Source organism: Cohnella sp. OV330, assembly GCF_900112065.1.
GTDB lineage: Bacteria > Bacillota > Bacilli > Paenibacillales > Paenibacillaceae > Cohnella.
The window spans coordinates 1-22,703 of the sequence record NZ_FOKE01000007.1 but is presented as its reverse complement, the minus strand read 5'-3'; the positions used below and the strand labels follow the sequence as shown (position 1 = coordinate 22,703).

The following is a 22,703-nucleotide window of genomic DNA, read 5'->3' as shown; positions in this document are numbered from 1 at the left end:
GTCGCCCGCGCCCGCATCCCTCCCCTCCCGCCCGAATGGAATTATACGGTCCCTTTCATGCCCGCCAGCGCCCGATCCGCGGCGTCCAGCGTCCGATCGACGTCCGCTTCGCCGTGCGCGGCCGAGATGTACCATAGGCCGCTGGGCCTCAGGAGCACGCCCTCCGCCAGCATCCGTTCGGCGAAGTCGCCATAAGCGCCCGAATCGCGAAGCTGGAACGTATCGAAGTCGGACACCTCGTCCGCCTCGACGAACATCAAATGGAACACGGGACCGATCTGATTGACCACGCCTCGGACGCCGTGCAGCGCGAGCAGCCCGCGGACGCCCTCCGCGAGCCGGATCATCAGCGCTTCCATCCGGGCATACGCGGCGCCGTCGTTCCGGGACAGCGCCCCCACGGTGGCGAGCGCCGCCGCCATGGCCGCGCTGTTCCCGTTCAGCGTTCCGAGATGGCCGACCGTGCCGTCCTCGATCAGATCCATGATCTCGCGCCGGCCCGCGACCGCGCTGACCGCGAAGCCGCCGCCGAGCGCTTTGCCGACGACGGCCAGATCGGGCAGAATGCCGAATCTGCCATGCGCGCCGCCCGGTCCGAGCCGGAATCCCGTGATGACTTCGTCCATGATCATGACGATTCCGAGCTCCGACGTCAGGCTTCGCATCCGCTCCAGATACCCCGGCTTCGGCCGGATACAGCCCGAATTGCACATCACGGGCTCCGTGATGACCGCCGCGATGTCCGCGCCATCGGCGCGAAGCAGCGATTCCAGCGCCGCTTCGTCATTCCACGGCAGCAGGAAAATATCGCCCAGCGCGCCCGCGCTCTGGCCCGCGGTGCCGGGGGGAATCCGCGCGGTCGTCCGCTGTCCGGCGTGCCGCATATCCGCTGCGGGAAAAGCAGTGAAGATCGCGTCGGACCAGCCATGATAATGGCCGTGGAAGCGAACGATCCGCCGTCGTCCGGTATGGGCGCGCGCGAGCCGCAGCGCGAGCATGACCGCCTCGGTACCGGATCCGCTGAACGCGACCTTGTCCGCGCACGGCAGCAGGTCCGCGAGCAGCCGGGCGAGCGCGATCTCTCCTTCGTGCTGCAAGCCGAACGCGGCGCCCCGCCGCATCGCGCGGTGGACGGCATCCGTCACGGCCTCCGGCGCATGCCCCAGGATCAGCGGACCGTAGCCGAGCAGGTAATCGATATATTCGTTGCCGTCCGCGTCGCGGACGCGCGCCCCTTCCGCGCTTGCCGCGTACAGCGGCACGGGCCGCATCGAGGCCCGCAGCGAGCTGGCGACGCCGCCGGCCAGTACCTCCCGCGCTTCGGCCAGCAAACTTCGGGATTTTTCGTAACTTCGCATGTTGCCGCGCCTCCTTTTTTTCTGACGATCCCCTATCCCGTATCCATATCAGTGCATCGCCCAGCCGCCGTCGACGTTCAGCGTCTGGCCGGTCATATGGTCGCTGTCCCCCGACGCGAGAAATAAAAAGCAGCCCGCCACGTCGCGGGGCAGCAGCCGGCCGGGAATCGCCTGCTCCCGGTCCAGGTAGGCCCGCAGCGACTCCTGCGCCACGGGGTCCGGCAGATCGGCCAGCTCCTGCTCGGTCATCACGGCGCCCGGCGACACCGCGTTCACCGCGATGCCGAACTGGCCGACCTCCCGGCTCAGCGCCCGGGTGAAGCCGATCACGCCGCCCTTGGAGGCGACATAATGAGCGAAGCCGCCCTGCCCGCGAAGGAACGCGACCGACGCGACGTTGATGATCTTGCCGTATCCGCGGCTCCGCATATGAGGAAATGCCGCCTTGCTGGTCAGAAAGCAGGACTTGAGATTGACGGCCAGCACCCGGTCCCACTCCGCTTCGGAGATCTCGTGCCACGCCCTGCGGGGGTAGATGCCGGCGTTGTTGACGACGATGTCCGCCCCGCCCCAGGTCTCGCCGATCTCGCGGAACATCGCTTCGACCTGGTCCGAATTGCTGACGTCCGCTTGCACGGCCATCGCTTCGCCGCCGGCCGCGCGTATGCGCCCCGCAACGTCCTCGGCCCGCGCCGCGTCGGACGGATAGTTGACCGCGACCCTGGCGCCCTCCGCGCCGAACGCGAGGCAGACCGCCTCGCCGATGCCCGTCGAACCGCCGGTGACGAGCGCCACCTTGTTCGCCAGCCTCATGCTCGCGCCTCCTCCCGTCTGAAGTCGTCGTCGAACGGGTACATCGGCCGCTCCAGCCTGCTATACGGCAGGCTCGTCAGATTCGCCGTGCTCGCGCCCGGCGTATCCAGAATGCAGATCGCATCGGACAGCTGCTCGTACTCGGCCCGGAATTGCGCGGCGGACTTTACCAGGACGAGGTCCGCTTCCATGGGCTCCAGTCCCATGCACCGGTACATCGCCGGGTCGCCGGTGAACACCGGATTTTCCATGACGAGGAGCGAGATGCTCCCGAGCGCGACGACTGCGCAGCGGCCCATGTTCGCCTCGAGATTCGCCACATGGCCGCCGCCGAAGCGGAAGCGCCCGTCTCCCGTGCGCGCGACGACGCCTTCGATCTCGAGCGGCTGCCCGAGCGCCGTGCTGACCGAGTAACCCACGCTTAGCCGCACTTGCGCGCCGGCTCCTGCCTCGCAGGCGATGCGCGCGGCGTCCGCATCCACGATGGACACGAGGCATTTCAGCTTCAAGCGGTCGCCTGCGCCCAGCGCCAGCAGCTCCCGCAGCACGGCGTTGCTGTCGCCCGGCGAGCCCGCCCCCGGGCTGTCGGCCGAGTCGGACGCGATGAGGGGCCTGCGCGCGTCCGGCCGTCCGACAAGCGCAAGCGCCCGGGGGAGCGTGAACAAGTCGACGTCGAATCGCTTGCGCAGTCGCCATGCCAGCTCGCCGAGACGCTTCGCCTCGGTCTCCGCCGCAGACGCGCCCGCCGCGTCGGACACGGTCACGGCGGCGAAGCCCATCTCCCGCACGTCCAGCCACGGCTGGACCGCGAAGAGAGACGTGGCGAGCGAGACCCCGCGCGCTTCGCCGGCCGCCGCCTCCGCCCACAATTCCGCCATCGGACCCCGGTCGGTCATCTGATTCTCCGCAGGCACGATCATCGGGATCTTCGCCAGCGAGAGCCGGGGCTCGATCTCTCCCCGGACGGCGGCGAACAGCAGCTTGGCCGCCCGGTATCCGGTGTCCGCGTAGTCGACGTGCGGGAACGTCCGATAACCGACGAGCGCGTCGGCGCAAGCGATCATCCGCCGCGTGACGTTGGCGTGCGAATCGAGCGTGACGACGATCGGCACGTCCGGGCCCGCCCGCTCCCGGATCGCCGCCAGCACCTCGCCGTCCGCATCGTCCTCGTCCTCGGCGACCCACGCGCCGTGCAGCGCGAACAGAATGCCGTCGCACGGCAGCGCGCGGTCCATCTCGGCGAAGAGCCTCGCCTTCAGTTCGTCCAGCGACGCTCTCCCGATCCTGCCGGAGGATACGGCCGTCGCGTAAAGCGTCGGCACAAGCTCGACGCCCGCCTCCGCGGCCGCCGAGCGGAAGCCGGTCCACTCGTTCTCGATGCCGAGCTTATCGCTCGGCGCTTCGCCGACGACGTAGTAATGCCGCTCGAAGTCGGAAAGCGCGCTCGCCGCGGCGCTGAACGTATTGCTCTCTTGCATCAGCCCGCCTACCATGATCCTCATCGCGCGTTCGCCCCCGGTTCGCTGCTCGAAGCCCCTTCGAGCGCCGGCCTGGCGAGCCGCGCGTATTGACCGAGCGCTCCGGCGTGCCGGATCGCTCGGGGCGCCCATGACGCGCGCCGTTCGTTCAGCGCGGCGTCTATGTCCGCTTCGGCGCGGCGCTCGCCCCCGAAGCCGATCACGTCGAGCCGGCGCGCGGGAATGTCGATGCGGAGGAGGTCCCCGTCGCGGACGAGCGCGATCGGACCGCCGTCCAGCGCCTCCGGGCAGAGATAGCCGACGCACGGCCCGCGGGTCGCGCCGGAGAAGCGGCCGTCCGTCACGAGCGCGGTCGTCTTCGACAACAGCGGGTCGGAAGCCAGCAGCTCGGACATGTAAAACATCTCGGGCATGCCGACCGCCCGCGGGCCTTGATAGCGGATGACGACGACGTCGCCTGGAACGATCGCGCCCGCGAGCAGCGCGTCCACGGCGTCGGTTTCACGCTCGTACACTTTGGCCGGCCCCTCGTGAACGAGCATCTCCTTGACGACCGCCGACTTCTTGACGATCGCGCCCTCCGGCGCCAGGTTGCCCCGAAGCAGCGCGGTCGAGCCTTCCTCCTTCAACGGCCTGCCGATCGGATAGATGACATCGCGCTTGCCGAGCTTGTAGTTCGAGAGGAACATCTCGGCGAACCGCGGCATCTCGCTCGCCGCGACCTGTTCGAGATTGTCGCCGACGGTACGGCCGGTGACGGTCAGGCAGTCCAGGTGCAGGCTTCCCTTCAGCTCCTTCATGACCGCCGGCACGCCGCCCGCGTACCAGAACAGCTCCGTCGGATACCTGCCCGCCGTCTTCGTATCGACGAGCACCGGGATCTCGCGGTGGATCTCGTCGAACAGTCCGGCGTCGATGGCGATGCCGGCCTCCCCGGCAATCGCGATCAGATGCATGACCGCGTTCAGGGAACCGCCGATCGCCGAGTGGATCATGATCGCGTTCTCGAACGCTTCGCGCGTCAGGATGCGGGACGGCCGGATATCGTCCCTCAGCAGGCTCATGACCTGCTGTCCCGCGGCCCGCGCCATGCGCCGGATCTCGGCGTTCGTCGCGGGGATCAGCGCGGACCAGGGCAGCGCCAGCCCGAGCGCTTCGGCCATGACCTGCATCGTGGCGGCGGTGCCCATGTACTGGCAGGCGCCGCAGGTCGGACAGCAGGCACGCTGAAAGGCGAGGAATTCCTCCTTCGACATTTTCGCTTCCTTGACCTCGACGCTCATATGCCACAGCTCTTCGTTCGACTTCATGCAAGGTCCGGCGCCCATCGCGCCGCCCGGCACGTGGATCGCCGGAACGTCCAGTCGGGCGATCGCCATCAGATGGGCGGGTACCGCCTTGTCCCCGGCCGAGCTCAATACCATCGCGTCGAACGGCGTCGCCCGCGCATGAATCTCCACCATCGAGGCGATTGCGTCCCGCGAGGCCAACGAGTACCGCATGCCCGCATGCGCCTGCGCGATACCGTCGCAGATGTCCGTCGTCGTGTAGACGGCCGGCTTGCCTCCGCTCTGCAGGACGCCCTTCTCCATCTCGGCGACCAGCTCGCCCAGATGGTACGAGCTCGGATGGCTCGAGCCCTGCGTGCTCTCGACGAGCACCTGCGCCTTGTCCAGATCCGCGACCGACCAGTCCATCGACATCCGCAGCGCGTCGCCCTCGAAGCTCATTTGCCTGGCCTTCTGGCTTTGCAGCCGTTCCGTGTTTTCCATCATGCTCTTCTCCTTCCGCCACCTTTCTGTTTGCCGTTCAACCGCTCTATCGATCTGCCGCATACCGAATCCGGAACGTCTCGAAAGACAGCGGCCGAGGCACGCTGTCGCCGTGCATGATCAGGCTCAGTCCCGAACCCGAGACATGGGGCGACGCGCCATAATCCGCGTCCGTCCATTCGCCGTCCCGCGCGAGGCGCTGCACCGATACGATCGGCCTTCCTTCCGGCAGACGCAAGGTCATGCGCGCAAAAGCTTCGAGCCCGAAGTTGCACAAGCCAAGCACCGCTTCGCCGCCCCCCTCCCACCAGACCGGATAGTGATTGAGCGTGCCTTCCACCATCGGGGGCAGCTTGCCTTCTGCGACGCGGCAGAGCGCCTCCTGCACCAGCCACTGCCGGCCCAGCTCCCGCATCGGCTCGCCCGCGTGCAGGAAGACCGCCAGCCGATACGGCCGATCCGTCACGACGACGCCTGCGGACAAGCGGTCGCCTTCGGCATCCAGCAGCAGCGACAAGTCTTCCGCGCCTGCCGTCGCTTCCAGCGAATAGCCGTCCAAATACGACACATGCCAGCGCACCGCAAGGTTCTTGCCCTTCAGCCAGTCGGGTGCCCGCTTGCATACGACCCGCTCTGTCTGGATCTTTCCGCCCGGCTGCCTGCGTTCGACGGTGATGGGGCATTCCGTCAACAATCCGCGCTCCCGCAAGATCCAGTAAGCCTCCGCGTCCAGCATCGCTCCCCGCGCCAGCAGCGCTTCGGCCTCCGTGTCGGAATACAGGTTCGCCGTCGTGCCGATCAGCAGCGGCGGCGAAGCGTCCGACGGCGACTGCGGGATGCCGAGGCGAGCCAGATTTACGTTCCACCGGGAGGCATAGCCTTCCGGCGTGAGCGCCCGCACCTCCGCCAGGCGCGGGTGGTACGGGAAGGAAGCGCCCCTGCGGACCTTGCCTACCATTGCCGCGGCGACCGCCCGCAAATAAGGCTTGGTCTCGCGCAGCATCGGCAGGACGTTGCCGGACGGATCGTGATTGCCCAGATAGAAGTCGTGGATGCTGAAAGTCAGATGACCGCTTGCGGATACGACATTCAGGTACATTTCCATCCGCAGCATCGTCGCCGACTTGTAGCCGACGGGGAACGGATAGTTCTCGATCTCGCCGCACAGCCGCGCGGGCACGCCGATCATGGCGGGCAGCGGATCGACCGCGTTCACGATCTTGTCGAGCAGGTCGAGCGGACGCTCGTCGTGATAGAAGCCGCCGCCCGTCCGCACCCATGGGTCCGGCAGCGCCGGCGTGCGCAGCGCGTCGATCTCGGCGTCCAGCCGCCGCCCGCCGAGTCCGTTCATGAAAGGCGGGACGACCATCAGTCCCATTCCGGCCGCCGGGTCGGCGGCGGCGACCGCGTCCCGGAGCTTCGCGGCCAGTCCCGCGAGCGAATCGCCCTGCAGCCTGAACCAGCGCGCGCGCAGCTCGCGGTCTGGAGCGTCCATGCGAAGGAGCCGCTCGTAGAGCGCCTCGCGGGTCCACGTCTCGCCGTGCTGCTCCGCGAACGCGCCGATGTGCAGCGGGCAGAAGCACTGCATCGTCTCCGCGCCGTCGCGCCCGTACAGGCGGAAGTCGTCGTCGATCCACAGACTGTCCGCGCCGGCCAGGGCATGCAGCTGGAAAGCCTCCGCGAGATACGCCGCGAACGATTCGTCCAGCGGGCAATAGCAGCCCATCGGCTCGCGCCCCAGACCGTCGACGATCGGCTGGAACCGGTCCATGCCCGCCGCCGGCTTCGCTTCGCCGTGTCCGAGCGTCACAAAATAATTCAGCATCGGCGACATGCCGCGCGCGCGGATGTCCGCCATGCGCCGGGCGAGGAACGGGACGCGCTCCCGGATCGTCCCGAGCGGGGGGTGCGGTGGCATCTCTCCGGTCGCGTTGAAGCACATGACGGCGTCGAACGCCCCGGCGTCCGCGAAATCGAGCGTACGCGCCCATTCCTCTTCATCCCCTTCGGACAGGCCGACCACTCTCAGAATGTACGATACGGGTGTACTGTATATAGATGACGCTTGCATGCCGTTCTCCTCCCCCGGGTTATTCTTTGACGCTGCCCATGACGATGCCGGTCACGAAAAACCGCTGCAGGAAAGGATACACGAGCAGGATCGGCAGCGCCCCGAGGAACAGCTGGGCGGCCTTCGCGGTGCGATCCGACACGTTCGCCAGATCCTCCATCTGCTCCGCGGTCAGCGTCGTCAGATTCATCTGTGTCATGATCGTCTGCAGATAGGTCGAGAGCGGATAATGCTCGGGCTTGTTCATGAGGATAAGACCGTCAAACCAGGAATTCCAATGCGTCACGATCGTGAGCAGCATGATCGTCGCCATCGCCGGCATCGACAGAGGCACGAAGATGCGGATCAGCGTCGTCCAATGGCCCGCGCCGTCGATAAAAGCCGATTCCTCCAGTTCCCTCGGCAGCTTGCGGAAGAAGTTGAGCAGCAAGATGATGTTGAAGACGGGGACGGCGCCAGGGAGGATCAGCGCCCAGATCGTATCGTTGATACCCGTCCATTGGATCGTGACATACCATGGAATAAGGCCGCCCGAGAACAGGATGGTGAACACGAAGACCCAGGCATAGAAGGTGCGCGGCTTGAACTGCGTCGACTCCTTGGACAGCGGGTAAGCGGTCAGAATCGACAGGAACATGTTGACGGCCGTTCCCAGTGCGACCCGCTCCAGCGTCACGAGGAATGCTTGACTGAACGCCGGCTTTTCCAGAATGTATTCGTAGGACTTCGTCGTGAAGCCGACCGGCCACAGCGTGACGAGTCCTCCGGCCGCCGCGCTGCTCGAGCTGAACGACATCGCCAGCACGTATACGAGCGGCAGCACGCAGCTGACCGCGAGCAGGCACAAGAAGGCATAGTTCGCGACGAGAAACGCTTTTCTGCTGGGGGCTATATGCTGCATTCGCAACCCTTCCTCCGCACTAGAAGATTCTGTAGTTGGCCATCCGGTAAGAGACGATATAGGAGACCGATATTAATAGAAAGGATACGACGGACTTGAACAGGCCGACGGCGGTCGCGACGCCGTATTGGGCGTTCTGGAGCCCCGTCCGGAAGACGAGCGTATCGATAATGTCGCCGCTGTCGTAGACGGAAGGGCTGTAGAGGATAAATATCTGATCGAATCCGGCATTGAGCACGTTGCCGAGACTCAGCGTCGTCATGAGCAGGATAATCGGAACCATCCCCGGGAGCGTGACGTGAAGGGTCTGCTTCCAACGTCCGGCCCCGTCGATGACCGCCGCTTCGTACAGCGACGGGCTGATGCTCGTCAGGATGGCGAGGTAGACGATCGTATTGAAGCCGAATTCCTTCCAGACGTGGGACATGACCATCGTATAAGGGAACCAGTCGTTGCTGCCGAGGAAGTAGACGGGCTCGAAGCCGATCCAGCCAAGCATTTGATTGACGATGCCTTGAGACGGGGACAGGATATCGATCAGGATGCCGCCCAGGATGACCCACGACATGAAATAGGGCAGGTAGATCAGCGTTTGCACGCCGCGTTTGAACCACAGCTTGCGCACCTCGTTCAGCAGCAGCGCGACGAAGATGGGGAAAAATTCGCCGACGACGATCTTGAGCGAGGCGATAAGCAGCGTGTTCCGCAGCACCTGGAGCGTATCCGGCATGTCCAGCAGATAGCGGAAGTTCTCGAGTCCGATCCACTCGGAGCCGAACAGACCTTTGCCGGGCAGAAAGCTTTGGAATCCGATGACGATGCCGACCATCGGGACGTAACTGTAGACGAGCACGAGCGCCAGCGCGGGGAAGATCATGATATGCAAGGGGAGATTCCGCCAAGTTTTGAGAAATGCCATCCTCCGTTACCTTCCTCTCCCTGTAAATTGAGAATAAGAAAGGGAAAGCAAGTGGTATTGCTTTCCCCCGATGCTTAGTGCGAAACTTCCGCGCGACTTATTTCCCTTGCTTGGCGTACCATTCGTTCACTTCCCGCGTCATCTGCTCGCCGCCGAGCTTGTTGAAGTCGGTCACGTACTTGTCAAAGGCGTCGATCGGCGCTTCGCCCATGATGATCTTCGTGAACGCTTCGAGCTGCAGCTTGTTCAGCGCGGCCGTCTTCTCGGTCATGGCCGGCGTAGGGGCGCCGAAGAAGGCGTCGTACTGAATACGTTTGTCCGTCAGATACTGGTCGATGATGGAATAAGAGCTTCCGGGTCCGAAGACCAGATAATTGCCCCAAGATACGTTATCGCCGTTGAGATACTTTTGAATATGGTCGTAGCCGGCCTTATCGCTGGGCGACAGTCCGCTCGGATCCTTGGCCGAGATCGCCGCGGACAGCTTCTTGTAGGCGTTCAGATTCTGGTGCGGATCGCTGCCGGCCGTCACCGCGTACTTGAAGAAAGCGATGCCGTCTTTGCTCGAGTAGAGCTCCTGATTGTTCGCGACCTCGTCGCTCTTGTAGATGTTCGCGAGCTTCACGAGCGCTTCCGGATGCTTGAAACCCTTTTTCACGACGAAGTACTGCTTGATCGGGAACAGCGACTGCGTCTTGGCCGGCTCGGCGTCGACGCTCGGCAGCGGGTACGCCTTCCACTCCATGTTCGGGTCTAGGTTTTTGCCGTCCTGCATCGGCCACAGCGGCGTCCAGGGCTGGCCATAGTACAAGCCGAGCTTGCCGGCGATGAGCGATTCTGCGACCTTGGCGCTATCCTTGATGCCGAACTCCTTGTCGATCTGGCCCGCCTTGTACATCTCCTGAAGCTTGGCGAGCGCCGCCTTCATCTGCGGCTGGACGTTGCCGCTGACCAGCTTGCCCGACGCGTCCGGCACCCACATGTTGGGGTAGGCGTGGAAGCCGTTGAAGAAGCCTTCAAGCCCGGGGAAGCCGTCCCAGAGCAGCTTGTCGACGCCGAGTCCGTACGTGTCCGCCTTGCCGTTGCCGTCCGGGTCCTGCTTCGCGAAGGCTTCGGAGATGGCGTATACGTCGTCCATCGTCTTGGGCTCCGGCAGCTTCAGCTTCTCGAGCCAGTCCGTGCGGACCCATAGCATCGAGGTGCTGTCGATCTCGGACGATATGTTCGGTATCGCCATCAGCTTGCCGTCGAACGTCGCCGCCCGGAGCGCGTTGCCGCCGTCCGCGTAGTACAGCTCTTTAGTCGTGGGGGTCAAGTATTTATCGAACACGGGCGTCAGATCCTCGATCTGGCCCGCTTCGGCCAGCTTGGCCAGCGTCTGGGCATTGACCATGAACGAATCCGGGATGTTGTTCGAAGCGACCGCGACGTTCAGCTTCTGGAAGTATTGATCCTCCGTACCCGCGACCGTCCAGTCGAATTCGACCTTGATGCCGAGCTTCTCCTCGTACAGCTTGGTCCAGGCGTTGTTCTCGATCGACTCGCCTTCCTTGAATTTCATCGACTGGTCGATCAGCTTGCCGAAGCTCATCTCGATGGGCGGATCGTACTTGCCGAGCGGGTTGACCGCTTCCTCGGCCGAGGCGGACGCGCTGCCGGCGGCCGCAGCCGTTGCGGAGGGCGATACCGCGGCGGACGGTTCGCCCGCGTTTTCTTGTTCTTTTCCCGAGCAAGCCGTCGCCAGCAGCGCCAGCGTCAGCGCCGCGATCCACGTCTTCGTTATCCTCGATTGCATGCGACCGTCCCCCTGCACATGATTGTTAATGGGCTACGCTTTAAGTATGATGCGGACGTAAACTTCGCTCAATTGGACGATTTGTATTTTTACTGACCTATTTATCCGACTTTGCGGATTCGCGGAATTCCTGGGGGGTCAGACCGGTCGATTTTTTGAAAAAACGGTGGAAATACGCATTGGATTCGAAACCGACGCGGGCCGCGATCTCGATAACCTTGAGATTGGTGTCCAGCAGCATCTGCTTGGCGCGGTCCAGCCGACAAGCCACAATGGTCTCGGTAAGATTATCGCCGGTCAACTGCTTGAACAGGCGCGACAGGTAATACGGGTTCATCGACAGCCACTCTCCGATCCGGGTGAGCGACAGGTCCCCCGCCAGATTGTCCCCGATGAACTGATGGACCCGCTGCACGAGGCGATGCTGATGCCGCCGGGCATCCGATAGGCCGAATTCGAAGTTGAGCTCCGCCAGCTCGCGGAAGTAGGCGACCGCGGCTTCCCACGATCCGTGTGCTTCATAGCCGCCCAGCTTCGACAAGTCCAGCTTGGCCTCGATCGCCGGATAAGCGCCGATTTTGGCCATATGGGCCATGAACAGCGCGGCCAGCCGATGGTAGGCGATCATTCGCGTCGTGGGCGTCTGTGCCTCGGCCTCGGAAGCGAGCGCCTCCAGGTTGGCGACAAACTCGGTTTTTCGTCCGTTCTCAAGATGCTCTTCGAGCTGTCCCGCGCGGCGAACGGCGCGGACGACGCCCGAGCGGCGACGGTCCGCATCCGGCTCCAGCGGCGAGACGTCTTCGGTGAGCAGCGCCTCCTGTCCCAAGTAGGCGCCGCTGCCCAGCAGCTGCTGCAGCCGACCGAATTTCCCCGCCGCCTCGGACCAGGGCACCGCCCGCTTCGCAAGCGCGAACGACATGCGAAGGCCGAAATGCTGCCGGACGTTTTCCTGAACGGACTCCAGCGTCCCCTCGGCAAACCGGACGAGTCGCTGCTCCTCCCGCGGCTCCTGCTGGATCCCGTCGTCTTCGCCGGGCAACGGCTGGAGGAACCAGACCAGTTTCCCTCGCTCGTACGGAAAAGAGACGAGCCTGGCCGAAGAACCGAGCAGCTCCGCGGCGATCTGCCGGACGGCTTGGAGCAGCAGCGCGCGATTCGATACGCCGTCCCCGATCGGCCACTCGTCGGCCTTGCCGACGATCAGCAGCACCGGCTGCTCCGGACTCAGCGGAATGCGAAGCTCGCCGAATTGCGCCTTCAGATCGTCCGGCTCGCGAAGCTCGCCGAGCAGCACGTCCGTCAGCAGCTCCTTCTGCAGCGCCGGCACGGCTTTTTCCAGCTGCTCCTCGGCCCGCTCCAGCAATCCCGCGCGCTCGAACTCCCGGTTCAGCAGATCCGCCGCCCGACGCACGGCCCCCAAGATAACCTCGTCCCCCTCCGCCTTCAGGATGTAGTCCACGGCCTGGTGGCGCAGCGCTTCCTTGACGTACGAAAAATCGCTGAAGCCGGTCAGAAAGATGACCCGGCAGTTCGGCCACAGCGCCATAATCTCCTTCTGCAGCGCGATCCCGTCCATCCCGGGCATCGAGATATCCGATAGCACGATATCGATCTTCGTCCGCCCGAGCCAGTCGAGCGCCTGCTCCGCGGAGGTCGCCTTGTACACTTCAAGCTCTAGATCCTCCGCGCGCTGAATGAGGCCGACCAGCCCCTGCACGATGTATTCCTCGTCGTCGACGATCAAGATTCGTTGCATGCTTTATCCCTCTCCCTGTTGCGGTATCGTAATATCCACGGCCAGTCCGCCCATCTCGCCCCGCGAGATCCGGATTCCGTACGCTTTGCCGAACGTGAGCTGCAGCCGCCGGTGAACGTTGATCAGGCCCGTCCGCTCGACCTCGATGTCGCTGTACACCAGCAGCCTGCGGACGCGCTCGATGCGAGCCTCGTCGTAGTCGTCGCCGTTGTCCTGGATGCGGATGCGCACGATTCCTTCCTCGACGCGCGCCGACAACTCCGCGATCCCGCCCGCGAGCTTGTCCTTCAAGCCGTGATTGTAAGCGTTCTCGACGATAGGCTGGAGGAACAGCTTCGGCACGAGCAAGTTCCGGCAGCATTCGGGAAGTTCGCCGACCGACGTGCGGATCCGCTCTCCGAACCGCATGGATTGAATCTCGATATACGAGAACGTGTGCGCCCATTCCGTCTCCAGCCGCACGAGGTCGTCGGCGTTGCGCGTGATGTACAGAAAGTAATCGCCCAGATGCTGCGCGAGCCGCGCGACGTTGTCGTAATCGTATTCCTCGGCCAGCCGCCGGACCATGAAGTAGGTATTGTACAAAAAATGCGGATTGATCTGCGACTGGAGCTGCTTCAGCTCGGAGCGCTGGGATCGGATCTGCGACTCGTACACTTCTTCGATCAGCGTGTTCAGCTTGCTGACCATGGAGTTGAACTGGCCGTACAGATAGTCGAATTCCGTATAGTTCCGGTGCCTGATATGAACGTCCATGGCGCCATGCTCCACTCTCCGGAACGCCCGGACGAGATTCCGGAGCGGGCTATGAATGACCCGGTAGATCCAGTAGGAGAACGCGAGAATGACGAAAAAGGAGACGAACGATACGATCCAGATCCAGTCCCGATACTTGTGTAGCTGGCCCGTGATTTCCTTTTCCGGCAAATAGATGACGAAGTAGGTATCGAGCAGCGACGAGCGTTCGTACGATACCCAGTAGGAACGGCCGTCGGCCTCGAGGACGCCCCTGCCGATCGGACTGCCGAGCCGTGCCGGATCCTTGAGAAAAACTGCGATGCGTTCGTCCATCGTCCGGTCTTCGCCGCCGCGGATGCTCCAGCCCTGCCCGAGATTCATCAGGAGCGCTTCCTCGTCCTTGTGGTTCGTCGCTTGCGGCAGGAAAGCCATGATCTCCCTGCGGGAAAGCACCGTTTGCAAAATGTAGGCGGGCGGATCTTCGGAATACACGGGGGAAGGGAAAATGGAATTGATCATGAGCTGGCCGTTCGCGAACGCGAGCGGCGACTGTTGGAGGCGGGCGAGCGACTGCAGCGTCCAGATCCGCTCGTCCGGCATGCCGCCGCCGTATGTCGCCGAATCGAGCGTCCTGTTCAGCGAGGCGATATACGCGTAGGCCTCTCCGACGAACAGACTGGAACTTTTCAGGACGAGCAGCTTGTTCTGGACCCGCTTCTGCAGTTCGATCGCTTCGTAGTCGCTCATCGACGGCGGGAGCGCGCTGAGCTTGTCGATGTCCTCGTCCACGGCATACTGCTCTTGCAGCCGCATGATCCGGCCGATCTCCGCCTCGAAGGCGCTGAGGTAATAATGCAGCCTGGATTCGAGTGATCCGATGATCTCTTCCTTGACGTTTCTGGAGCCGGTCTGGTTGATCTGCAGGCTGATGAAGTACAGGGGGGTCATCGTGAGCATGAAGGTAAGCACGAGCTTGGTCAGGATGGACGTTCGCCTGAGCGCATGAACGAGATTCATAGGCACACTCCCGTAGTCTGGGTCGGTGATCGTATGGAATGAAGTCTACCACATCAAGCCGGCCTCGCAATAGCAAAAGCTGCAAAGCCGATAGAGGCCGTCCTGCGCCCGCGCGCAAGCCGAAAAGCCCGCGAATCTCGCGGGCAGAGTGCGATTGGCGGCTGATCCGCTATTGCGGTTCGGCTACGAAGCGGTTCGTTAAGGCGCCCAGCCGATCGATCTCGACCGTGACGACATCGCCCGGTTGCAGGTAATGCTGCCGCTCCGGCGGATAGCCGAGGACGACGCCTTCGGGCGTGCCCGTCAGGATCACGTCGCCGGGCTCGAGGGTCATGTGTAGGGAAATGTAACTGACGATCTCGTCGCATGCGAAGATCATGTCCGAGGTGTTGGAGCGCTGTCGTACTTCTCCGTTGACGAGCGACCGGATCGCCAGGCTGCCGGGATCGCCGACCTCGTCGGCGGTGACGACATACGGCCCGAGCGGACTGAAGCCGTCGCCGATCTTGCCGAGCATCCACTGCGTGGAGCGCATCTGAAGGTCCCGCGCGGACAGGTCGTTGGCGCAGCTATAGCCGAATACGTAATCCAGCGCCTGCTCGCGCGGGACGTTTTTGGCCCGTCTGCCGATCACGATCGCGAGCTCCGCCTCGTAATCCAGCTTGGCGGTGACGCGCGGGATCTCGATCGTTTGCCCGTGGGCGGCCAGCGCGTTGTGGAATTTGTTGAACAGAATCGGATATTCCGGGATCGGCGCGCCCGTCTCCTCGGCGTGCCTGCGATAATTCAAGCCGACGCATACGATCTTCCGGGGCGCCGTCACGCATGGCGCGAACGTCAAATCGGACTCGGGGAGCAGAGACGACGTTCCTGCGGACGACGCCGCCAATTCCGCGAGCGCGCTTAGGGCGTCCGATCCCTGCTCGATCGCGGACTGGACCGAGTCTGGCACCGGCCGTCCCGCAGCCGCGCCCGCGGCCGCTACGTCGAGGATGCCGCCGTCGATCTTGATGCCGAGCGAAGGCTTGCCTTGCTTGAAGAAAGTTAAAAGCTTCACGTGAATTATGCCCTCCGTTTTTGAATGGGGTTCATTCGATGCCGCTCTGGATGCCTTTCATCACAACATAGTAGCAGCTTGTCGCCCGAACGCAAGTGTTTTTCGCCGTCATCGGCGGCGCTCCGCCGCCGGCACGCGCAGGGCGATGCCGCGAATATTGCCGCCTCCGAGCGCGATCTCCCGAGCGAATACCCGCACGATCTTGTGGTCCGGAAAGAGCACAGAGAAACGGTCGTACGCCTTCCCGTCTCGTTAATCGCCGAACGCCGGCAGGATGCAGGGCGCGGTTGAAAATGTAATAATCCGCGTAAGAAGCCGCGAGGCGCGTGCCGGTCGCATGGCTGAAGCGCCGCCCGGCGCGTTCGATCACCCTGTTCTCCGCATCGGTCAGCACGGTCCGCTCGGGCGGAGGGATCCGCACGATCTTGCGCCTGCATGCTTCACGTCCGCTTGACCCGGGGAGACGCGAGAACATGGAGGCTGGGACGCGCCGCAGACGGAACCATTGGCCATTCCTTCTGTTCGCGCTTTAATTAAAAAATGCTAGAGCCGCAGCGGCTCTAGCGTTTATTTACAGCCCGAAAGCAGTCTCGATGTCCTTAATGCTCGCGTCGTCCATATGAACGATGGCGCCGAGATTCGCCGCCTCGATGATCGACTTGGCGCTGTACTCCGCGACCTCCAGCCGGTCGAAGGCGTTCAGCAGGCTGCTGCCCGTCGCGATGACGCAGTTGTTGTCGACGAGCGCGAGCGGCACGTCCGGCGTGAACCGCGCCGCCGTCTCCTCCACCGACGCGTAGACGGATTCGAACGGCAACTTGGGCATCCCGCGCAGCAAAATGTAAGCTTCGGGAATCGTCTTCGACTCGAACGGCCGGTCCGTCAGGGCGAAGGCCATCGTGTAGGGCGAGTGGGCGACCAGCACCGAGCCGACATGAGGCTGCTGCGCGTAGATCGCCCGGTGCAGCAAGACGGAGCGGCTCGGCTGCTTGCCCTGCTCGGCCAAGCCGTCCCGGACCAGCACGAGGTCCTCGGGCTCCAGGTACTTGCGGTCCAATCCGTGCGGCGTGATTAAAAACGCGTCGTCCGCCAGCTTCACGGAGAAGGTGCCCTGCGTGCTCGTGAACAGGCGCTGCTCGTAAGAGCGGCGGATAAAATCGCGCATCCCGACGCGCGCCTCGCGCTCGGCGGTCGGCATCGGAACGCTGCGAGCGGGGAGCACGGGAAGCGCCGCGACGGCGGCGGCAGCCAACGCCTGCTGCGCCGGCGTGAGCGACCGCGGACGGCCGAGGCTGGACGCCTGGATCTCCATGCGCGCGCAAAACTCGAGCGTCTCGAACGCCTTGTAGGCGTCCGCCAGCGTGTCGCCGCCGACGACGATGCCGTGGTTCTCCAGCATCACGCAGCGCTTGCCCTCGGCGAAGACGGCGGCGATGTTGGCGCCGAGCTGCGCGCTGCCGGGAAGCGCGTAGGGCGCGATCCCGACTTCGCCGCAAATCTCGCGCTCGCCGGGCAGCATGTCGACGTTGGGAACCTTGCGCACGATGCTGAACGAGACCAGCGCGGGCGGATGCGCATGCACGACGGCCCGCAAATCGGGTCTCGCCCGGTAGATCGCTTGGTGAAAGGGAAATTCGCTCGACGGCTTGTGCAAGCCCTGATGGCTTCCGTCCGCGCGTACGCGCACGATATCTTCCCTGCGCAGGGAGCCTTTGTCCACGCCTGCAGGCGTAATCCATATATCGCCGTCACCGTCCAAGACGGATAAGTTGCCGCCGGACGTCGTCGTCATGCCGAACCGGTAGATGCGGCCGATCATCTCGATGATCTGATCGGCAGGGGGGAGATCGTCGAACTTCATGGGAAGGCCTCCTCTGCGGACCGTCGATGGTCCGCTTACCCTATCAGATTGCCATATTCGCCCTCCGCCGGCAATGACATTCGTCACATTCGCGGCCGCTCACGCGCTGGCGTCGATCAGTCTGCCGTAATCTCTGATCTTAATATCCGCGACGACCTCGATCTCTGCGTCCGAAAAAGCCTGATTCCAATCGAGCGCCTTCCAATCCTTATATCGCATGCGATCGCGAACGTGGCTGCCGATCCCGATTCCGTCCGCGCCCGGCTTTTGCATCTCGCGGATCAGACGCTCGCATCGATCGGCGACGTACTTCCCCATCGCCCGCTCGAGTACGGGCTGGCTCGCGAGATTGTTCATCTCCAGCAAATCGTCGTATTCCATTAAAGAGCCTTTGAGCTTGAGCTCGACCACGATTCGCGCAGGCTTTTTTCGATTCGGGTCGGGCGGCGACAGTATTTTGATCTTGCGTTTGCCTATCACGTTGGCCAGAGAGATGCTGCCCGCGCCGCGGGGCGTCTCGACTTCGTCCATGAACAAAGAGACGTTTTTGGCATCGGAGCGAAGCAAGGAAAAGAACATGGCGTCCTCCGCCTGAATCTTCGCGACGTATCGGTCGCGCACGAACAGCGCGATGCCTTTCACCTTCAGGCCCTCCACGGTCTCTCCGATGATCGTGGCTACCGGCTCCGCGCCGTCATCGTAGTAATCCCGAAGGAACGTATGCAAATTGGTATCGAATTGTCCCCGGGTGGCGGGATCCGAACGCAACAGGTTATCGATATATTCGCCCATCGTGCCGCCTTGCACGTACTTTCTCGTGACAAAGCGGCCGATATCCCCCTCGGCGACGATCACGTGCGTGCGGATGCCGATCGCGGGATCGCGAAAGACCGATTCCATCGGCAGCCACACGCCCTGGCGGGCCAGAGACGCTCCGAACATGACCTGCCTCAGTTGGCCGAGCACGATTCGACGGTCGTTTTGCATGTCGAAATGGATTTTCGCCTGCTTGAAGCTCCTTGCGACGTCCGTATAGACAATGCTTTCGGTCTGATTCGTTTTCGGAATGCTGATCGTGACCTTCAAGGCTTTGTCCTGGCCCTCCGCCTTCTCGAGGATGATCGTGCGGGCGAAGCCGATTTTTTCGAGTATTTTTTGATCCGCGCAGCCGCTGAGCAGCGACAGGGCGAGCAGCCAGCCGATTCCCTTGCGTCTCATCGCGAGGAGGCCTCCTTGGACGTTTTGCCGCCGATCTTGATGAGAATGAGCAGCAGCAGCGGAAGGATGAACGCGACGCAGGTCTCCGTAAAGTACGTCAGGCGGATCAACGCCGCAGCCTCGCGGAAGACCGACGGCAGAAAGCCGAGCGCGAACACCGCCGCCGCCAGCGGAAGCGCGAACCGCTTCGCCTCGACGCCGGGCAGCATGCGGCCGAGCGCGCTTCGGGCCGCGAACGCGAACATGACCGTGGTGACCAGATTGGAGAACAGGAAGAACGGAAAAACCAGATTTTCGACGCGATTGATGAAGGGCATCTCGATATACTCCAGCGTGTGAATAAGCGGAAACTGCAGGATCTTCACTTCCTCGAAGCTGAAAAAGCCGAAGGAAACCAGAATCGTAAGCAAATACGTCGCCGTGATGATCGCATGGCCGGCAAATACGCCTTTGAACAGCTTCGTTTTGGCGTCCGAAAAGGGAAACAGGAACACGCAAAGCTCGTAGCCGATAAAAACGGCATACACGTCCAGCATGCCGGATAAGCTGTGGCCGTTTTCCGTGCCATGAAAGAAAAACGCCGTGAATCGGTGGATGCTCCAGTCCTTAAAGAAATAAGGCGCCAGCACCAGCATCCAGATGGACAGCAGAAAAAATACGGTAGAAGCCTTGACGATGCTGTAGAGGTCCTTGGCCAGCAGCGCGTATACGAGCAAGCAATAGACGGCAAAGATCTGCATCGGCGGGCTGGTCTGGAAGCTGAGCGTCTGGAATACCAGCACGAAGCTCTTGCCGGCGAACGCGCCGATCCCTAGCCATAGGAGAGACAGCGACGCATAGAGCGGGTACAGGACGATCTTGGGAAGGACGGCTTCGGAGATGTCGAATACGGATCTTCCCTGCCCCGCCCGGTAGACGAGCCGATAGAGCCAGATGTTAAAAGCCGCGATCAGCGACAGGCCCAGGAAGCCGAGCCAACCGTTCGTGCCGATCTGAACGGCGACCATGCGAGGCAGCATGAATACGGTGACGTCGAGCTCGATCATGAAAATCAGGAGTGCCACATGAAAGCCGTTCAGTTTTTCCTTCACGGGATGCCTCCGCTATCTTTTGATTTTCGCACGCGTCTTGTTCGGCGAACGGCTCAGGCTCGGTCGTTTCTTGAGCGCCCAGAACGGTCCCCTGACGAGCGTGTCGAGGATGTCCATAAACTTCGCCGGGGCGATCGGCGTCAAATACGACGTCCCGAGGTTGGTCACGCCCGCCATATGAACGACGAGGAAGCCGATGCCGAAGATCAGGCCCAAATTGCCTAGGATGCCGGCCAGGACGATCAGGCCGAATCGGATCAGGCGTAGCGAAGCGCTCATGATGTAGCTTGGAATGACGAACGATGCGATCGCCGAGATCGCGACCGCGATGATCAGGATGTTGCTCGTGAACCCGGCTTGGACGGCAGCTTGGCCGATGACGATACCGCCGACGATGCCGATCGTCTGCCCGATCTTCGTCGGCAGGCGCGCGCCTGCTTCCCGCAGCAGTTCGATCGTCGTCTCCATGAGGAGCGCTTCGATGAGCGGCGGGAACGGTACCCGGCTCCTGGATTCGGCGAGATTCAGCAGCATCGTATGGGGGATCATCTCGTAATGGAACGTCGTCACCGATACGTAGAAGGCGGTAAAGCAAATCGTGATCAAGAAGCCGATCAGCCGCAGGATGCGCAACGCGGTCCCGATCGGCCACCGTTGGTAATAATCGTCCGGCGACGAGAAAAATTCGAGAAAAGCGGTCGGTGCCGAAAACACGCTCGGACTCCCGTCCAGGATGACGGCTATGCGGCCGCCGAGCAGCTTCGAGACGACGGCGTCCGGGCGCTCGGTCGTGAGGTATTGCGGGAAGAGCGAGTTCGGATTTTCGTCGATCAGTTGAACGAGCATATTCGCATCCGACACGCCGTCGATCTCGATATCCTGAATGCGGTCGGTTAACATCGTGACGAATTGTTCGTTTGCAAGTCCTTCCACGTACAGCAGGATCGCGCGGGTTTTGGCCACTTCCCCAACCTCGAGCGCGACGGACTTCAACTTGGGGCTGCGAATCCGTTTGCGAATGACGCCGAGGTTCTCCTCGAGCGCTTCGACGAATCCGTCATGGGGACCGGTGATGATCGTCTCCGTCTCCGACTGCTCGATCTTCCTGCCGGTCGACTTCGGCGCATCGAAAAGGTAGACGTCCTGCCCCGCGAAGACGGCTGCCGCTCCGTCCATGATTGACTTGGCGCAGGACTTCAGGTCGGTCGCGGTCCTGTACGGCGCACCGGACAGCAGCGAGTTCAGCTGTTCGGGAGACGCTTGGGACAAGGGGCGGATCAGATCCCGCTGAAGGCAGTCAAGATCGACGAGCGTCGGAAAATAGATCAGTTCGGCGCCGCTGCCTGCGAGCTTCTCATGAAGGCAATCCGCGCAGCCCTTCACCGACTCGGCGACGAGCGCCAGCGTAGGTTTCGTCTTTTCGGCAGCATTCGCTCCCGCATCGTTGCCCTTACCGTCAGCCATCGTCAACCTCCGTTCACCGCTGGCATTCTCCTCCATTTTGCCCGGGCGGACCCAGCGCCATACGCCGCGTTCAGACCGCCTGCCGCGTCCCGCGCGCCAAGCCAAAGAACCATCGGTAGAACCAATAACAGGCCTGGAGCACCGCAAACTCGCTGATCCAGGTCGCCCCGAGATTCCAATGCTCGTAACGGACGAGATGGGTAGAAACCTCGATCGGCCATTCGACTGCGGACAGAATCGTCGGGAATGCGATGACATAAACGGCGCGAAGCCAGAAAGGACGGGCAGCAGGATAGCGGACGTTAAAGATCGCGCCGATCGTCGGCAAAGCGCAAAATTCGAAGGTCACATTAGCCCGGGTCGCTGCGGTGAAGATTCACTGAGGATAGTCGAGCAAGTGCAACTCGACGACAACCAAGCTTAAAATCCAAGAAATGAATTGCATGAATACGATGCTAAGCACGGCTTCTCTTCGTCTAGTCGGGGGGATGAGCCCGATCAGCAGCACGGCGGACATCACCCAGACGGAGATCTCGATCCCCTGTTCGAGATTCATGGACGTACTTGCCCTTCCGCAACCGCCGTGGGCGTCGTCACGATCCAGTCCGATATTCGCTTCACGGCCGGAAGCATGACCAATACGAGCAAAAAGTCGAACCAGGAGCTCCATCGTAGGTGAACCTGCAAGTTCGTCCATCTCGTCATGGTCCAGCTCCACAGCGCATAGGCCGCGGCGAACCACAAGGCATAGAATAGCTGAACGCGAAGCGTGCGCTCGCGGACGAACATGGCGTAGAGAACGGCCATCGTCGGACATAACGCGAAGTCGGTCACGAAGTCTTGATGCGTCGCATAAGGAAAGAGTCGCACTGGGAATTCCACCAGACGGAACTCCGACTTTAGCGCGCCGACGAACCACTTGACTGTCTGCATCGTTAAGAAGACCGTCCAAATCTCCCTTGCGCAGCTTCCCGACAGATAGCGGACGACCAGCATCGACAGGAGCAGAAAGCTGCCTCCCATCCATAACCATTCGGTCAGCAAAAACCAGCTAATGTTTGTCAACCCTATGTGGTTGGATTGCGGCATCGTTATTGCTATACTGTTTTTGAACTAACACAAAGAAGCCTCCGTTGGCGCGGATGCTTCTGGGTGAATATGGAATTTAGGCTTTGTAGGGCTCGCCTTTTACGAGGATGGCATGGACGTGATGCAAAAGCTTGTTGGCGCAAGCGATCACGACTACCTTGTAGGGCTTGCCCTCTTTCCTTTTCTTGTCGTAATAGGCTTTTAGCCGTTCGTTTACACCCTTTCTAAGCCCGCACTGCACAGCGACATACAGCGCTCTGCGTAAGCGTTTGGAACCCCTTTTCGAAATACGGCTGCTGCTGGCC

At 62.4% G+C, this 22,703-nt stretch carries 20 protein-coding genes; 1 reads left to right on the top strand and 19 read right to left on the bottom strand.

What is annotated here, in order from left to right:
* Nucleotides 1-41 precede the first annotated feature (41 nt).
* The 11 genes from BM235_RS17300 to BM235_RS17250 form a co-directional block, all read right to left on the bottom strand.
* On the bottom strand, nt 42-1,358 hold the full coding sequence (locus BM235_RS17300; protein ID WP_090115486.1) for an aspartate aminotransferase family protein: 1,317 nt from the start codon (nt 1,356-1,358) through the stop codon (nt 42-44).
* 48 nt (nt 1,359-1,406) lie between these two features.
* Nucleotides 1,407-2,171, bottom strand: a complete 765-nt coding sequence (locus BM235_RS17295; RefSeq protein WP_090115485.1) for an SDR family NAD(P)-dependent oxidoreductase — start codon at nt 2,169-2,171, stop codon at nt 1,407-1,409.
* The gene (locus tag BM235_RS17290) at nt 2,168-3,673 is read right to left on the bottom strand and encodes a M81 family metallopeptidase (protein ID WP_158544046.1); all 1,506 of its coding nucleotides are present in this window, start codon (nt 3,671-3,673) and stop codon (nt 2,168-2,170) included. The genes BM235_RS17295 and BM235_RS17290 overlap by 4 nt, the downstream gene beginning before the upstream one ends.
* Nucleotides 3,670-5,421, bottom strand: coding sequence for a dihydroxy-acid dehydratase (ilvD, locus tag BM235_RS17285; protein ID WP_199408962.1), 1,752 nt, complete (start codon nt 5,419-5,421; stop codon nt 3,670-3,672). Before ilvD ends, BM235_RS17290 begins: the two co-directional genes overlap by 4 nt.
* A 46-nt stretch (nt 5,422-5,467) precedes the next feature.
* On the bottom strand, nt 5,468-7,492 hold the full coding sequence (locus tag BM235_RS17280; protein ID WP_090115482.1) for a hypothetical protein: 2,025 nt from the start codon (nt 7,490-7,492) through the stop codon (nt 5,468-5,470).
* Between the two features lie 19 nt (nt 7,493-7,511).
* Entirely contained in the window at nt 7,512-8,393 is an 882-nt protein-coding gene (locus BM235_RS17275; RefSeq protein WP_090115481.1) for a carbohydrate ABC transporter permease, read from the bottom strand.
* Nucleotides 8,394-8,412: 19 nt separating this feature from the next.
* Nucleotides 8,413-9,312 carry an ABC transporter permease gene (locus tag BM235_RS17270; RefSeq protein WP_090115480.1) on the bottom strand — a complete coding sequence of 300 codons (900 nt, stop codon included), beginning with the start codon at nt 9,310-9,312 and terminating at the stop codon, nt 8,413-8,415.
* A gap of 97 nt (nt 9,313-9,409) precedes the next feature.
* A complete protein-coding gene (locus tag BM235_RS17265; protein ID WP_090115479.1) occupies nt 9,410-11,107 on the bottom strand; it encodes an extracellular solute-binding protein in 1,698 nt (565 codons plus the stop codon).
* Between the two features lie 97 nt (nt 11,108-11,204).
* A complete protein-coding gene (locus BM235_RS17260) occupies nt 11,205-12,863 on the bottom strand; it encodes a response regulator (protein WP_090115478.1) in 1,659 nt (552 codons plus the stop codon).
* A gap of 3 nt (nt 12,864-12,866) precedes the next feature.
* Nucleotides 12,867-14,618, bottom strand: coding sequence for a sensor histidine kinase (locus BM235_RS17255; protein ID WP_090115477.1), 1,752 nt, complete (start codon nt 14,616-14,618; stop codon nt 12,867-12,869).
* 169 nt (nt 14,619-14,787) lie between these two features.
* On the bottom strand, nt 14,788-15,675 hold the full coding sequence (locus BM235_RS17250) for a fumarylacetoacetate hydrolase family protein (RefSeq protein WP_090115476.1): 888 nt from the start codon (nt 15,673-15,675) through the stop codon (nt 14,788-14,790).
* A gap of 326 nt (nt 15,676-16,001) precedes the next feature.
* On the opposite strand from BM235_RS17250, the gene BM235_RS31695 reads away from it, so the two are divergent.
* Entirely contained in the window at nt 16,002-16,208 is a 207-nt protein-coding gene (locus BM235_RS31695) for a hypothetical protein (protein ID WP_143106695.1), read from the top strand.
* A gap of 38 nt (nt 16,209-16,246) precedes the next feature.
* On the opposite strand, the gene BM235_RS17245 is transcribed toward BM235_RS31695, so the two are convergent.
* The 8 genes from BM235_RS17245 to BM235_RS17210 all read right to left on the bottom strand — a co-directional run.
* The gene (locus BM235_RS17245; RefSeq protein ID WP_090115475.1) at nt 16,247-17,536 is read right to left on the bottom strand and encodes a class II aldolase/adducin family protein; all 1,290 of its coding nucleotides are present in this window, start codon (nt 17,534-17,536) and stop codon (nt 16,247-16,249) included.
* A gap of 99 nt (nt 17,537-17,635) precedes the next feature.
* Nucleotides 17,636-18,754 (bottom strand): Ger(x)C family spore germination protein, encoded by a 1,119-nt coding sequence (locus tag BM235_RS17240; protein WP_090115474.1) that lies wholly within the window; start codon nt 18,752-18,754, stop codon nt 17,636-17,638.
* Complete coding sequence (locus tag BM235_RS17235; protein WP_090115473.1) at nt 18,751-19,845, bottom strand: GerAB/ArcD/ProY family transporter; 1,095 nt, start codon at nt 19,843-19,845, stop codon at nt 18,751-18,753. Before BM235_RS17235 ends, BM235_RS17240 begins: the two co-directional genes overlap by 4 nt.
* A 12-nt stretch (nt 19,846-19,857) precedes the next feature.
* Nucleotides 19,858-21,309, bottom strand: coding sequence for a spore germination protein (locus tag BM235_RS17230; protein ID WP_255374439.1), 1,452 nt, complete (start codon nt 21,307-21,309; stop codon nt 19,858-19,860).
* A gap of 70 nt (nt 21,310-21,379) precedes the next feature.
* The gene (locus tag BM235_RS17225) at nt 21,380-21,685 is read right to left on the bottom strand and encodes a CBO0543 family protein (protein ID WP_304441412.1); all 306 of its coding nucleotides are present in this window, start codon (nt 21,683-21,685) and stop codon (nt 21,380-21,382) included.
* On the bottom strand, nt 21,686-21,865 hold the full coding sequence (locus tag BM235_RS17220; RefSeq protein ID WP_090115470.1) for a hypothetical protein: 180 nt from the start codon (nt 21,863-21,865) through the stop codon (nt 21,686-21,688). It abuts the gene before it with no gap.
* Nucleotides 21,862-22,332, bottom strand: coding sequence for a CBO0543 family protein (locus BM235_RS17215; RefSeq protein WP_090115469.1), 471 nt, complete (start codon nt 22,330-22,332; stop codon nt 21,862-21,864). The genes BM235_RS17220 and BM235_RS17215 overlap by 4 nt, the downstream gene beginning before the upstream one ends.
* Before the next feature lie 142 nt (nt 22,333-22,474).
* Nucleotides 22,475-22,703: transposase (locus BM235_RS17210; RefSeq protein WP_143106693.1), on the bottom strand; the 229-nt coding region annotated here is incomplete at its 5' end.

What these genes read in the sequence shown, in the direction of transcription:
- BM235_RS17300 (WP_090115486.1), bottom strand. Translation starts at nt 1,358, where the DNA reads ATGCGAAGTTACGAAAAATCCCGAAGTTTGCTGGCCGAAGCGCGGGAG.
- BM235_RS17295 (WP_090115485.1), bottom strand. Translation starts at nt 2,171, where the DNA reads ATGAGGCTGGCGAACAAGGTGGCGCTCGTCACCGGCGGTTCGACGGGC.
- BM235_RS17290 (WP_158544046.1), bottom strand. Translation starts at nt 3,673, where the DNA reads ATGAGGATCATGGTAGGCGGGCTGATGCAAGAGAGCAATACGTTCAGC.
- ilvD (WP_199408962.1), bottom strand. Translation starts at nt 5,421, where the DNA reads ATGGAAAACACGGAACGGCTGCAAAGCCAGAAGGCCAGGCAAATGAGC.
- BM235_RS17280 (WP_090115482.1), bottom strand. Translation starts at nt 7,492, where the DNA reads ATGCAAGCGTCATCTATATACAGTACACCCGTATCGTACATTCTGAGA.
- BM235_RS17275 (WP_090115481.1), bottom strand. Translation starts at nt 8,393, where the DNA reads ATGCAGCATATAGCCCCCAGCAGAAAAGCGTTTCTCGTCGCGAACTAT.
- BM235_RS17270 (WP_090115480.1), bottom strand. Translation starts at nt 9,312, where the DNA reads ATGGCATTTCTCAAAACTTGGCGGAATCTCCCCTTGCATATCATGATC.
- BM235_RS17265 (WP_090115479.1), bottom strand. Translation starts at nt 11,107, where the DNA reads ATGCAATCGAGGATAACGAAGACGTGGATCGCGGCGCTGACGCTGGCG.
- BM235_RS17260 (WP_090115478.1), bottom strand. Translation starts at nt 12,863, where the DNA reads ATGCAACGAATCTTGATCGTCGACGACGAGGAATACATCGTGCAGGGG.
- BM235_RS17255 (WP_090115477.1), bottom strand. Translation starts at nt 14,618, where the DNA reads ATGAATCTCGTTCATGCGCTCAGGCGAACGTCCATCCTGACCAAGCTC.
- BM235_RS17245 (WP_090115475.1), bottom strand. Translation starts at nt 17,536, where the DNA reads ATGAAGTTCGACGATCTCCCCCCTGCCGATCAGATCATCGAGATGATC.
- BM235_RS17240 (WP_090115474.1), bottom strand. Translation starts at nt 18,754, where the DNA reads ATGAGACGCAAGGGAATCGGCTGGCTGCTCGCCCTGTCGCTGCTCAGC.
- BM235_RS17230 (WP_255374439.1), bottom strand. Translation starts at nt 21,309, where the DNA reads ATGGCTGACGGTAAGGGCAACGATGCGGGAGCGAATGCTGCCGAAAAG.
- BM235_RS17220 (WP_090115470.1), bottom strand. Translation starts at nt 21,865, where the DNA reads ATGAATCTCGAACAGGGGATCGAGATCTCCGTCTGGGTGATGTCCGCC.
- BM235_RS17215 (WP_090115469.1), bottom strand. Translation starts at nt 22,332, where the DNA reads ATGGGAGGCAGCTTTCTGCTCCTGTCGATGCTGGTCGTCCGCTATCTG.